Source organism: Aurantibrevibacter litoralis (genome assembly GCF_034651555.1).
GTDB lineage: Bacteria > Bacteroidota > Bacteroidia > Flavobacteriales > Flavobacteriaceae > Aurantibrevibacter > Aurantibrevibacter litoralis.
Map to the genome: position 1 here is coordinate 499,644 of NZ_JAYEEQ010000001.1, position 13,119 is coordinate 512,762.

Annotated in this window: 10 protein-coding genes; 4 read left to right on the forward strand and 6 right to left on the reverse strand. The window is 39.0% G+C overall.

Annotated features, from left to right (window positions below):
- Positions 1-48 precede the first annotated feature (48 nt).
- Positions 49-3,234 (forward strand): ligand-binding sensor domain-containing protein, encoded by a 3,186-nt coding sequence (locus tag U1E44_RS02025; protein WP_322929276.1) that lies wholly within the window; start codon positions 49-51, stop codon positions 3,232-3,234.
- 64 nt (positions 3,235-3,298) lie between these two features.
- Entirely contained in the window at positions 3,299-3,934 is a 636-nt protein-coding gene (locus U1E44_RS02030; RefSeq protein ID WP_322929277.1) for a response regulator transcription factor, read from the forward strand.
- 120 nt (positions 3,935-4,054) lie between these two features.
- On the opposite strand, the gene U1E44_RS16745 is transcribed toward U1E44_RS02030, so the two are convergent.
- The 4 genes from U1E44_RS16745 to U1E44_RS02045 form a co-directional block, all read right to left on the reverse strand.
- Positions 4,055-4,351, reverse strand: a complete 297-nt coding sequence (locus tag U1E44_RS16745) for a type II toxin-antitoxin system YafQ family toxin (RefSeq protein ID WP_323673825.1) — start codon at positions 4,349-4,351, stop codon at positions 4,055-4,057.
- The gene (locus U1E44_RS02035) at positions 4,341-4,589 is read right to left on the reverse strand and encodes a hypothetical protein (RefSeq protein ID WP_322929278.1); all 249 of its coding nucleotides are present in this window, start codon (positions 4,587-4,589) and stop codon (positions 4,341-4,343) included. The genes U1E44_RS16745 and U1E44_RS02035 overlap by 11 nt, the downstream gene beginning before the upstream one ends.
- Positions 4,590-4,782: 193 nt before the next feature.
- Complete coding sequence (locus U1E44_RS02040; RefSeq protein ID WP_322929279.1) at positions 4,783-7,767, reverse strand: hypothetical protein; 2,985 nt, start codon at positions 7,765-7,767, stop codon at positions 4,783-4,785.
- Between the two features lie 5 nt (positions 7,768-7,772).
- Positions 7,773-9,077, reverse strand: coding sequence for an OmpA family protein (locus U1E44_RS02045; RefSeq protein ID WP_322929280.1), 1,305 nt, complete (start codon positions 9,075-9,077; stop codon positions 7,773-7,775).
- A 316-nt stretch (positions 9,078-9,393) separates the two neighbouring features.
- Between U1E44_RS02045 and U1E44_RS02050 the strand changes: the two genes are divergently transcribed.
- A complete protein-coding gene (locus U1E44_RS02050; protein ID WP_322929281.1) occupies positions 9,394-10,158 on the forward strand; it encodes a hypothetical protein in 765 nt (254 codons plus the stop codon).
- 279 nt (positions 10,159-10,437) lie between these two features.
- Here U1E44_RS02050 and U1E44_RS02055 read toward each other — a convergent pair whose 3' ends face one another.
- Both U1E44_RS02055 and U1E44_RS02060 read right to left on the reverse strand, forming a co-directional pair.
- Positions 10,438-12,465, reverse strand: a complete 2,028-nt coding sequence (locus tag U1E44_RS02055) for a hypothetical protein (RefSeq protein WP_322929282.1) — start codon at positions 12,463-12,465, stop codon at positions 10,438-10,440.
- A gap of 80 nt (positions 12,466-12,545) precedes the next feature.
- Positions 12,546-12,683, reverse strand: coding sequence for a hypothetical protein (locus U1E44_RS02060; protein ID WP_322929283.1), 138 nt, complete (start codon positions 12,681-12,683; stop codon positions 12,546-12,548).
- A 362-nt stretch (positions 12,684-13,045) separates the two neighbouring features.
- On the opposite strand from U1E44_RS02060, the gene U1E44_RS16830 reads away from it, so the two are divergent.
- Positions 13,046-13,119 (forward strand): BfmA/BtgA family mobilization protein (locus U1E44_RS16830; protein WP_416242041.1); only part of this gene is annotated, 74 nt, incomplete at its 3' end.

Consider the following 13,119-nt stretch of genomic DNA (forward strand, 5'->3'; position numbering starts at 1 on the left):
GCTACAAAAAAAATAGTACTTTAACATTTTCTATGGAATCCTAAGAAAATGAGAACTATTTTAATCACCTTTCTCTTTTCATTTATAATAAGCAATTTCGCAATTGCCCAAAGCCCGAATGTAGTTTTCTCACATTTGAGTGTGAAAGATGGGCTGTCGCAAAATTCTGTTACTGCTATACTTCAAGACAGCAAGGGTTTTATGTGGTTTGGCACGCACGATGGTCTCAATAAATATGATGGCACTAGCTTTAAATCGTACAGACAGGAGCGCAACAACCCTAATAGCATTAGTAACAATTATATTTGGGATTTGTATGAAGATGCCGACGGCCTTTTGTGGATTGCCACCTTTGGCGGTGGTCTCAATAGCCTCGACCTAAAATCCGGTACTATTGAACGCTTTTCCTATCAACCCAATGAACCAAACTCCTTTCCCAGCAATCGAATTTTTTCCATTCAAGAAGGTGAAAATGGTATCCTTTGGATTGGTGCCAACGAAGGCCTTATCCGTTTTGATAAAAAAACAAAAACTTCAGAGCTTTTTCTTTCCACCACTTCGCCACAAGGCGTTTTACAGGACAACTACACAGGCATCGTTACCGCAGACAAAAATGGGAATCTTTGGCTAAGAACCGATCAAGGACTCACGCTGTTTAACACCCAAACTTTAAAAGCCTCCTATTTTACACAGAGTCCTTTTTCAAAGGAACACATTTTGGGTGATATTTATGACATCAAATGGCACAACAACAAACTCTTTGTGGGCTGCGATACCGGTTTGCTTGAAATTGATTTGGTCAATAAAACAGACCGTTTTTTGTTGCTTTCTTCTAATGTTTCTTCTGAAAATTCCTCCGTTACTTTTCGGAAAATTCATCCGGTCAACGAGCATCAATTTTATATTGGCACGCATTCCGGTTTGGTGTTTATTGATGCAAAAAACAATTCACATTTCCACTACGAAAACAATAAAGAAGACGAAAAGAGTCTAGTGCACAATCACGTTTTGAGCCTTACACAATCTAAAGACGGTGTGGTGTGGATTGGCACACGCAATGGTATTGATAAAATTGAAGCTCCAGAACCGGATTTTATTCATTTTAGAAACTTCTCCTTACCCAACGCGCTCAATGTAAAAAACATCAATTCTATTATCGAAACAAAAAACAATCTGTTATGGATTGGCTCTACTTCAGGACTGAATTTATATGATAAAAACAAGGATGTGTTTGTTGATATTTCAGCCATAAGAAGCCAAATGACATCAAATTATTTATTGCACATCTCCAAAGACAACAAAGAAAACATCTGGATTGGCACCCGCACCGGAGGGTTTTATCAAATAGACCCACAACTCCATATCAAAAAAATTGCGCCGGAAAATAAAGACGCTTCCAATGCCCGCGTGCATTTTATTACTGAAGACCACCAAGGTTTTATATGGGTTGGTACCGGAGGTGAAGGACTTTGGCAATATAACCCACATACCAATCGGGTGAAAATGTATCCGATTTCTAAAGATGGAAAAGGTCCAAGCCATCCTTATATTTTTGCTATTTTAGAAGATAGTTTTCAAAATCTCTGGCTAGGAACGCCCACCGGCGGACTCAATCTTTTTGACCGCGAAAACGAAGCATTTATCTATTTCCAAAACCATCCTGATAACACAAATAGTCTAGCAAATGATTTAGTTTTAAGCTTGGCAGAAGACAGCAACAACCAACTCTGGATTGGCACTACCGGCGGATTGAGTAAACTAACCATTCCGCTTCAAAAAAATCTTTTTTCTAAATTAAAGGAGTTGCAAAACCAAGTAGCAGACTCTCTATTTGTGAATTTTGGCCGACCCGAAGGCTTTCCCAATGAAGTGATTTACGGCATTCTTGAAGACCATCAACAAAACCTCTGGATGTCCACCAATCAAGGTTTGGTACAATTTGATACCCAAACCGAAAGCATTGCCAATATCTATGACGCTAGTCACGGTTTGCAAAGCAATGAATTCAATCAAAACAGCTATCACAAAGGCAATTCTGGTTTGATGTATTTTGGCGGCATCGATGGCTTTAATATTTTTAACCCCGAAACCATCAAAGGCAATACCTATATTCCCGAAGTACGCATTACCGGCTTGTCCATTTTAAATCAGCCGGTTGTTGTGGGTCAAGCCGGAAAAAACAAAAAACCGGTACTCGATAAAGAACCTTATTTTAAGGAATCTATCGCACTTTCGTGGAAACAAAAAGTAGTAAGTTTTCATTTTGCGGCACTCAGTTATATCAGCCCCGAAAAAAACAGCTACCAATACAAAATGGAAGATTTTGATAAAGACTGGGTTTTTGCCGGAAACACCAACCAAACCACTTACACCAATCTCGACCCGGGAACCTACACCTTTCGTGTAAACGCTGCAAATAACAGTGGCGTATGGAATGAAACCGGCACAGCCATTACCGTTCACGTAAATCCGCCGCCGTGGCGCAGTTGGTATGCTTACCTCACGTATTTATTGCTTTTTCTGGCGGCTATCTATGCCTTTATTAAATACCGCGTTAACAAAGCAACTCAAGCACTCTTACGAAAAGCTGAAATTGAGCGTGTCAGAAATGAAGAACGGGAAGCTTTTAGAAAACGAAGCTCACAAGACTTTCACGACGAAGCCGGAAATAAAATTACCCGAATTAGTCTCGTAACGGCACTTGCCAAACAAGAAGCAGACACAAACGACCAACTAAAAAACTACCTCAATAAAATTGAAGAAAACGTGCAAGAACTGAATACCGGAATGCGCGATTTTATCTGGGCCTTAGACCCGGGAAAAGACACCCTGTTTGAAACCTTGCATCGCTTTGAAGATTTTGCGTCGGGATTTTGTGAAGATGCGCAAGTCCATTTTAAAAGTGAAGGCATTGATGAACAATTAAACCACTTTCCACTAAATATGAACCAACGCAGACATTTGTTGTTGATTCTTAAAGAAACCTTGCACAACAGCATCAAACACGCAGCACCCAAAAACATACATCTCAAAATTGCATCTCAAAAAGAAGAAGCCATCATTTCGCTTTCAGACGATGGAAAAGGATTTGAGTTAAATACTTTAAAACGGCAAAACGGACTCCAAAATATCAAAGAAAGAGCAAAGCAACTCAATGCAGACTTAAAAATACAATCCGCAAAAAACAAAGGAACTGAAGTCGCGATTACACTAAAGAACGCTTCACATTTATAGCTTTAGCGCAAAAGATTACCCAAAAAGGTAATCTATCGATGCAATAGTTTCTGTATCTTTAACTATGGAAAAAGCCCATTCACATATCTATGTTTCCATTATTGAAGACGACTCGTTGATATTAACTTCACTCACACAATTGATTGACAAAGCTATGGGATTCAAGGTGGTAAGCAGTTTTAAAACCGCAGACGATGCCTTAAATGGTTTTCCAAAACCACTGCCCGATGTGCTTCTTTTAGATATAGATTTACCCGGAACTTCCGGTGTAGAAGCACTTCCCAAGCTCAATAAACTGCTTCCAAAAACCAATATTTTAATGCTCACCGTAAACGACAGTTCAGACTTGGTTTTTCAATCGTTGCAAAACGGTGCTGTGGGTTATTTGCTTAAAGGCAACACCCCATCAAAATTGCTTGAAAGCATCAAAGACGTTTTTGAAGGCGGTTCACCAATGAGTCCCTCCATTGCCCGAAAAGTAATTGGCTCCTTTCAAAATCAAGATCCTTACAAACTATCAGACCGCGAAAAACAAGTGCTTCAAAAACTCTGTAACGGCAGTAACAATAGTAAAATTGCCGAAGAATTATTTGTTTCGGTCAATACCGTTAAAGCACACATCAAAAATATTTACGAAAAAATGCACGTTCATTCACGCGCCGAGGTGGTTGCTCAAGCAATAAAGAACAAAATAGTTTAAATTGTTTTTTGGGCGTTTTAACACGCTGTCCACTATATCTTTTGGCTGCCTTAGGGCAACCAAAAGGATGCCGCTTCCATCGTTAACGCGGGTTTACGGATGCCAAAAAAAGCCTAAATTTTACTTGAAAAGATCCGAATGACTTCCCAATCTAACCAAACGGATAGACTTTGGACGCTCTATTTGAAACCAAATGACAAGCAAATCCGGTTTTATGTGGCATTCCCAATTGTCAGCATAATTCCCTTTTAGTTTGTGGGGTTTCATCGAAACAGGTACTCCCAAAACACCCTTCTGTCTTAAAAGTAGAACAAACTCTTTGACCAAATCAAGATTTTGATGGTTTCTCCGGCTTATCCGTTTAAGGTCTTTTTTAAAAGCCCCAGTGTACAAGATTTCGTACATCCTATTTTTCATTCAATTCATTGCGAATCGATTCAAAAAACCCGTCTATATCCTCCATAGATTCAAGCCCTATGCCTTCGCTTGCTTCCTTAAGTGCTTTTTTGGTTTCGTCATTAGGAATGTACCCTACATCCTTAACCATTAGCATCTCGATATAATTGTTTAAGCTTCTTTTTTGGGCTTTGGCTTTTTCTTTGATTAGCTCAATGATGTCTTCGTCAAACCTAAAACTCATCGCTTTGCTTCCCATAGCTCATTTCTTTTTAAATGATTTATACTAACAAAAATATTGTATATCATTATAATATACAAATGCTTTACAAAAAAAAATACATACTATGTCAATTTTGCAAATTTGCGAAATGAAAAAACTACACCGATCCAATAAAACCATTTCGATTTTAAACTACAAACTTAACCCCAAAAAAGCTATAAAATAACCGCTAAGGATGCTTCCCTTTTCGTATGCGCGAAATGGTCAAATCTGAAAAATGATTGGCGGTAATATTCATTATAGCTTGGTCTATTTCGTGTATGGCACCAAATAAATGGGCAAATTCGTGCGCAATCACATCGCCTTTACCACTGCCCACACCAGAACGTGTGCATAAATATTTATTGCGGTTGGTCCAGCCAAGTTTGTTAAACTCCAACAATCCTTCCATAAAAATATTGATACCCAGTTTTTCATCATCGGCTATACCGGTTATGGCATTTTCCCAAGCGCCGGGAATATTGCCATCATCGGGATCACCGTCTTCTGCTGTGGCGCCGGCAAAACAGGTGTTCACATAAAAACACCAAAACTCGGGGTCTTCGGCCAGATTTATATTGTCGAATAAATAATTGGACTTGATTTCATCAAAATCATCGGCATTGGTGTTTCTTATAAACTTGGTTTCTTTTCTGGGGTTATATTTTTTTAGAGTTTCAAAGTCGAGTATGGTATAAGTGGGTCTAAAAATGCGCTCTAATACACACATATCTGGGTTGAGGTCCGGCATCGCAACGCCGGCTTTAAAGCCCCACTTTTGCTCGTCGTCAAATTTAAGTCCGCATACTTTGCCTTCGTAGCCATCAATTCCGGTAAGCAATCCTTCAATCACCACATAATCGGCGGCACCGTTAAAAATATATCCGGCTTCGTTGGCAGAGTTTTCCAATATTTTAAAAGTTTGTCCCAACACTTTAAATGCTCCTTCTTTAAAAGCATCTTTAATGCCCACGCTTGTATGACCCGATGCTGCTTCCATTGTGGGTTTGGTAACACCATCTTCTTCCAGTTTTTTGATGATATTATCTTCAATAAAAATCTTGGTTTGCCCCACTTTAGGATTGTTAAGCTCATAAGAAACAATTTTGCTGAACATCACATCTTTTCCAATAGGTCCCATTTTATCTACTTCGGCATACGCAAATCGCCAAACGGTAAGGGTTTTACTGGCAAAGTTTTCGGCTAAACGCACTTCTGCTTTTTCGGCATCATCAGGATTGGCGTCAAATACCGCCGGGTCAACTAGGTGTTGTTTATCGTTGTTGCGTTTTACTTCGCTGGGGCTGGCATTCAGTTTGGAATCGTCGTTTTCGAGCGTTTTTAAAAACTCCTTGTCAAAAGCACTCACCACTCTAAAATTATCGCCGGGTTGTAGGCTTACTTCAAAAGTGATTTGTTCAGTGTTTTCAATGAAATCTACTTTTAAAATACCGTCTTTATCTTGACCTTCCAAATAACCTGATTTGAGTTTGCCTCCGTTTTTTTCCAAAAACCCGATGTTGTCTTCGGCTTGGCTTTCATTGTCCATCTCGGCTACAGATGAGGTTTCAAGCGTAGGGTCATCTACATCAAAAGCTTTAAAATATACTTTTATGGGATAAATGGGCTTTACACTTAGCGTAACATTCAGATTTACTTTGTTTCTGGCTTTAGCTTCTGCTTTGCCAACGCCAGCTATGCGCTTTCCTGGAAAAACCCTCACACCTGTTGGACGCAAGTAACTGCTGCTTTCGGAAATCACATCGCAATCGCATTTTATGGTCCCTGTGGGTTCGATAATAGGATCGGATGGATTTCTAAAATTCACATCATAATCCAGGTTATTGTCGTGATTGATGCTGTTGTTTCTACCTTCCCACTCCAATTTTTCGATACCAATAATAGTCAAAGCAGCTTCCTGAAAATTTTCGGGATCGTTTTTCGGGTACATTTTAAAAATGGTGCCGCGTTGCTCGGTATGGGCTTCTATGCCTTCTACCCAAATTTCCTTAATCCAGAAATTGCCAATTTTTTCAAAATCGGTGGGAATAAACAAGGGTTTTGCAGGGTCAAAAGCTTCGGTTTTTTTGTTGTCTTTCCAAAGCAAGACGTTTTTAGCACCTTTGGTTTGTTCAAAAACTATTTCTTCCGGCGGATTGGGCTCTCCGGAATACGGCACTTTGATGCGCAGTTTCACCAAGTCGTTATCAGGTTTTATTAAATTGGTTTTAGAGGTTTGGGTTTCGGGGTCGTAGTCAAACGTTTCGCCTTGGTCGTCGTTATCGAGGTTCACAAAAGTTTGGGCACCCATTTCTAGCATTAGCGCCGGATTTATTTTTTTTCCGTCAAGGGCTTCGGCATTAAAAATTTCCAGTTCGGGCGCATCGCAAAAACAAATATCGTCCAGCCAAACCTCGCTTTTTTCGGTGCCGGGAATGGTCATTGCCAATTGCATTCCGTTAGTGCCATAAGGTGGTTTGTTAGGAAAACCGCTTCCCACAATATAAAACTGAACGCCGGCAGCACTCGCTTTTTTGTCTTCTGGTAAGTGAAGTGGAATTTTAAAAGCTGTCCACTCGTTGGTGTTTTTTGTAATGATGGCATTGGTTTCATCAGGCACCGGACCGCCACCAGTACCATCGCTTGCTATTAGAAATGAATTGATCCAAAGTTTATCGCCGTTTTTTAAGTTGGTTTTGTAGTAACCGCAAATTGCTTTGGGCTTTTCTGTTACGGGCATTTGTATGTTATCGAGAATCGCTTTCGGATTGGCAACCATCACATTGTTACAATCGCCCTGACACCAAAAAATGGAGGCACTCATCGATTGTTTTTTCATCATTTCCTCGGCCATTTTTTTGTACTGCGGGTATTGCTGCATCGCTTTAACATATTCAGCATTTTTATTTAGATAGTCAACCGTAGAAGGATTTTTAAGGTGAATGGCATAGGTTCCGCTACGGCTGTCGGTCGATTTAAAAATACTTTTAAAATCGGCAGGTATTTGCGGATTGTTTTGAGTAACGTTGGTGCTGCCCCAATTAACGGGTGTATCGCCTTGCCAAAGTTCAAAATCGCCATTGGGAATGTCGCAAGATGCTTCTTCTTGCGCAAAAAGTGCTAATGGTAAGGCACACAAAATCAGTGCTAAGAAACCGGCTTTTCTGTTCATCATAAAAATTACTGCACAATAAACTCGGTGCGTCTGTTTTTGGCTTTGTTAAGGGCTGAATCGTTGGTAGCAACCGGTTCGGCCTCACCTTTACCATCGGTTTCCAAACGATTGGCATCGATACCAAATTGGTTGACTAAGGCATTTTTTACCGATAGAGCGCGGTCTTTGGAGAGTCCTATATTGTATTGCTCCGTGCCATCGGAATCGGTATGTCCCACAATGCGGATGTTTTTGTCCGGTTCGGTTTTTAGGGCTTCGGCTATTTCACGAAGAATGCCATAAGATTCGGGTTTTATGGTAGCCGAATTTACATCAAAATGAATGGCGTTGGTTACAAACTTACCGGTGGCAAAAAGTTTAGCACGTGGCTCGGGCAATCCTTTTGCGATGCGCAGGTTGGAAATAAGAAAATGTTCTTTACCATCTTGCATTCCATAGGTTTGAAACACTATTTTTTTGAACTTTTCGCCATTGGGCACGCCGCGCGGAAAATCGACTACTTTTTCGCCATCGATATAAAAGCGATAGCGGTTTCCTTTGACCGATATGGCGATGTGAGTTCCTTTTTTGATGTTTTGTCGGTAATCGTTTTTGACGCTGTTGCTTGCTTTTTCAGAATTATTTTCAATACTTCTAAAGTTTATGCCATTGTCCCATTTTTGATGGGCGTAAATTTCGGCTACTGCATTGGTGGTGCCGGGATTTAAACGTCGCGAGCCATCGGTAAGATAAACCATCAATCGAGCCACTTGCGAAGTGTTATCGGAAATTCCAAAGCCAATTAAGTCAAATTCTATGGTGTAGTCTTTGCCCCAAAGTTCGGGCATATCGGCTTCGAAAAAACCTTTATTGAAAAGTTTCATCCAGCGTTGGTTTTCGTTGTTGGAAAGCGTTATGACTTCAGCACTGGCATTGCCATCCCACAATTGTGGAAAATCGCCTATGGGGTCTTTGGAAAAATCTTCAAACAAAATAACATTTTCTCCTGCTACCCAATCGCTTTTTGAATACATTTCAACCACCTCTTGGTCTTCGGCGTTTTGTGGGGTTTGGTTGTTTGATGGATTTTGGTCATTTCCAGTATTGCCAGAGTTTGTCGAATCGGTTTTAGGATTTTGCTTGCCATTTCCTAAAATGGTATCCATCGCTTTGTTGGTTTCTTCTTCTGTTTTTTTCTCCAGTTTTCGGGTGGCGGCATTTTCGGCTTTTTTCTTTAACTTATTAAGAATTTGTGCTTCTGCTTGTGGAATGCTTACAAAGAATAAAACAATTGCAGCTGTTAATATAAAATTTAGTCGGCTTGTTTTCATAATGTTAGTGTTTCAGAAATTTAACATTCAAATCTAAGACACTTATCCTTAGGATTATATTACCCAAACGGGTAGTTATTCTCTTATTATTTAGCTTTAAATTTGAATGATAAATCGTTAACATTTTGAGATGAGCGTATTACGTTTTTTTGGTTTGTTTTGTTATTATCTTTTGAGTTTTATGGTAGGATTTTTACTTGCCGGTTGGTTGGTAAAAGTAAATGGCGTTACGGTAGGACAAGGATTGGCGGCTGGTGCTATAGCCGTATTTTACGCATTGATTGGAGGTTTTGTGGGAACTCTGTTGTCTATATTTATGAAAATAAAATTCAATGGAATTTCTATAGTAAAAGCTAATATCATTTTATTATTACTAGCTGTTTTAAGTGTGATTTTGCTGATTATAACTCCTAAAAAAACAGTTGTTTTGCCAGAAACAAGTAGTAAAGAAGTAAGCCAAGCCGGATTTTTTCTACCAAAATTTAACCTCACAACAACAAACGAAATAACAATTGAAAAAGCTTTGACATTGGGAATGTTTTCACTAGATATTAAAGAAAACACACCCTTGTATTTTTATGGTGGTGTTACTTTTGGTAAATCCGTTCAAGAGCATTCGCCTATAGATAGTTTGGTTTTTTTTAAGAAGCCCGAATTGTATGGACTGAGTGTAAAAAGCGCGCCACCTTGGTTAATGGCCGAACACTTTAAACCCGATTATGGGTTTGTGTATTTTAGCGCGTTGACCTTAACCAATGAGTTTATAGAAATTGAAGTCAACGCGCAAACCGGACAAACATTTTGGGTGTCGCGTTATGCAGGTCAATTGGTTTTTTGGCCCGAGTTTTTGTTAAGTGTAAACAGTGTTGAACTGATTGACGCTAGCCAAACTCTAAAAGCAACACCCTTTGACCACGCCTCTGAATATCAGGGTAAATACACTTATCTTCGACCTCAAAAAATAAAAGGTGAGTGGATGGAAGTAGCTTTGTTGGACAATGATTTTAAAACCATTGGCAGTGCTTGGCTAAAGTGGTTGGATTGTGGGGAAATTAGAGTGAGTTATAGCTTGCTGAGTTGAAATTGTTAGACGTTTATTACTGCCTTTTTGGTTTTTTTTACTCGTTTGAGATTATAGGCGTCTCTGATCAATTGTTTTGAAACACGCACTTAAGATTAGCGTTGATTTATGCCTGTTTATTCTGCAATTTGATTGGATATATCGATGTTATGTTTAGCCAGTTTTGCATCGATAGGAGAAATTGTGTTATTTTCTTGCAATCTTGGTAAACAAAAAGAGATTGTTTTTTTTAATATATTTTACTATATATCAATAAATGAAATAGTTAATACGACTATTTTATTTAGAATATGCGCCATTGGCATAAGCGGATAGTAAAGCGGCTTTAGGTTTTTTACAGTTATCCGGAAAGTCATAAAAAACAATACAATCAGGCAGACCTTTTTTGAATCTTACGGTTACGGCACCTGTGTCCGTTCCCATTAATCCTTTAAATTTGTAATTGGCTTTTAATGCTATTATTTTGCCATCTGCATCTTTGAAATCCCTCACGTTTGTAATTGATCTGTTTACGTATTGGTTAAAGCCCCAGGTTTTGGATTGGTTTATTAAAATATCATCTATAAGTTTTGTGAAATTCTGCTCGCCGCTTGGACCACCATTGATTCGTAATTCCTCGTATGGGCTCATACCTTTTAAACGCAACGGTTTTTGACCCAATGCAAAGGCTCTTAAATTTTTTTCAAAATGGCGTATGGACGGGTTTGAACATACATTCAATCTAAAAAAAGCGCCCATATCGCTTCTTAAAGCCTTGGCCTGGTGTATTTGGTCAACCGAATTTCCCATAGCATTGGGGTTTGTGTACATATCAATGACCGTTCGTAGCGCATCGGTATTTTGAGCATTTTGTAGTTTCATCTTGGTAGCATATAGCTCTGGTCTGGCAAAAATACCTGTGCCCACGGTTTCCCATTCTATACAGATACGACTGGTTTCAACACCCCAGCCATTAGTGGTCACGCGTTCTCGCGAGCATCTTTCCGTCATTATTTCAACCTTATCAGGTGGTAATAGTGCTGAACATTTACTTCCAAAAAGATTTAAATAGGCACTAAAAATCATAAAAAATTCAGAGCTTTCTGGTTTCATTTCAATGTTCTCAAAGTGTCCACGATATACGTAATCAAAAAACTCGGCATAATTCAACCCCTTTGTATTGAAGACCATACTGCCTTCGGCATTTCCATTTTCATTTAAAAAACGGATCCGGTCTTCATTATCTTTGCGTTTTGCTAGTTCTACAGCACGCTTTTGTTCTTCTGCTATTGCTACTTCTCTTGCCTTAAACTTAGCAGTCAATTCACGGTAGGTGTTGCTTTCTTCTAATACATCTGAAAGATAAAGAAATTGGAGACTTGCGAGTGCCATATTATCTTTGGCATTGGATATTTCAGCAGTCACCGACGGCAGATTGGCTTTTACGATTTCAGTTTTTTTGGTTCTAAAGGCTTGCAAAATTTGTTGAACATCTTTATAGTTATCGAACCCTTGATAGTCGAACTTAAACTCTCTTAATAGTGTGTTCAGTTGGTTGATACCATCAAGCGTAGGTGCTAATTGTTGAATTTTGGCAGCTTCGGCAGGCATCAAAATTTTTAAGATAGCAGCTGCCTTGTTATTGATTTGGGTCTGTAATTCTTGTTTTTTAGTTGTTGAAGTCTTGTTGAAAAGATGCTGATAGTCATTTTGAAATTTGGTGAGTTTTTTAAGAGCCTCTTTATCGTTAGGCAGGGCGATGATTGCTGAAAGCTTTGTTTCCAGTTCTGCATCAGTAAATAGTTCTTTTGCTCGTTGGACTTCCGAGGGCAACAGTAATGCAAAATCAGAATTCAACCGCATTTGTAGCTTCTGAACTTCATTTGGGGTAAGACTTCCTTTTTTTAATTTTGCAACAGAAGCGTTCAACTCGTTTCGCAATGCATTTACATTCGATATTTTCGTGGTAAATGCCTTGTCAAAATTGAGTTGATAATTATAAACAATGTTTTGAAACACCCAGTTTTTATGGGGGTCATTCGCATAGCCACCTTTGTAAAAGCAGGTCTGAATTTTTTGAAAATCCTGCGTTCTCGATTTTTGGGAAACAGAAATGAGGGATTTTCCTTTCATAGGCACGTAATGCGCATCAGAATACAAATTCACCGCAAAATGTTCGATTGCTGTTCTTGGCAAGTATCTAACAGTCTTCAATTCCGGGTATTCTTTTTTAAAAACATCAAACCATTCAGAAACAGCATCGCAGCTCTGAGTGTATCCAGTAAGACTAAAACAAACCAACAGTATTGTTATTATTTTGTTCTTCATATCGCCAATGTGTTTCGAGGTTTAAAAATAGTTAATTTGCAATGTAAATGCTTAACCAAGCTTATTAAAAGTGCAAATTATTACTGTAGTTCATACCGGATGTCAGTAAAAACACCTTGCCTTATTTGAAAGACTTGTCCTGTATTTCTTTCAGTAACGTTGTATTCAAACTCGCCAGAAACGATTTGGTTTTCTTTATCAATTGCTGTTATCCTCATAAATCCTGTACTTGCATCAAAATCGAAATCCTCAAAATTCCCACTACCTGATTGAAATAGACCATAATTACCAGCAAATTGTAGGGCGAGCGGATTTGAAACAGGATTTGTAATGGTGAGTCCGCTGTTTACTTCGTCAAAATCTGTTCCTACCAGTATTACAGCTAAAGCATCACCTTGGGAAATGTTGTTACCTAAATCAATACCGGCAACGGTAAGCGTAAAGAGAACACCAGATTGTTGAAGCGCAGCCGAAATGGTGCTTACGCCTCTGTCTTGCCTCGGGGATAGTCAGTTTCAAGAAATTTTTATTTAAACATGCGAATTTATGGTGCAAATATGCACCATTGGGGTACAGTCAAATGTCAACCTCTCACTCCATAACACTTTTGAAAATGCTTAAATTTTTTGAGGACAACGGGGTTTCCCCCGAAGA

What these genes read in the sequence shown, in the direction of transcription:
- U1E44_RS02025 (WP_322929276.1), top strand. Translation starts at nt 49, where the DNA reads ATGAGAACTATTTTAATCACCTTTCTCTTTTCATTTATAATAAGCAAT.
- U1E44_RS02030 (WP_322929277.1), top strand. Translation starts at nt 3,299, where the DNA reads ATGGAAAAAGCCCATTCACATATCTATGTTTCCATTATTGAAGACGAC.
- U1E44_RS16745 (WP_323673825.1), bottom strand. Translation starts at nt 4,351, where the DNA reads ATGAAAAATAGGATGTACGAAATCTTGTACACTGGGGCTTTTAAAAAA.
- U1E44_RS02035 (WP_322929278.1), bottom strand. Translation starts at nt 4,589, where the DNA reads ATGGGAAGCAAAGCGATGAGTTTTAGGTTTGACGAAGACATCATTGAG.
- U1E44_RS02040 (WP_322929279.1), bottom strand. Translation starts at nt 7,767, where the DNA reads ATGATGAACAGAAAAGCCGGTTTCTTAGCACTGATTTTGTGTGCCTTA.
- U1E44_RS02045 (WP_322929280.1), bottom strand. Translation starts at nt 9,077, where the DNA reads ATGAAAACAAGCCGACTAAATTTTATATTAACAGCTGCAATTGTTTTA.
- U1E44_RS02050 (WP_322929281.1), top strand. Translation starts at nt 9,394, where the DNA reads ATGAAAATAAAATTCAATGGAATTTCTATAGTAAAAGCTAATATCATT.
- U1E44_RS02055 (WP_322929282.1), bottom strand. Translation starts at nt 12,465, where the DNA reads ATGAAGAACAAAATAATAACAATACTGTTGGTTTGTTTTAGTCTTACT.
- U1E44_RS02060 (WP_322929283.1), bottom strand. Translation starts at nt 12,683, where the DNA reads ATGAGGATAACAGCAATTGATAAAGAAAACCAAATCGTTTCTGGCGAG.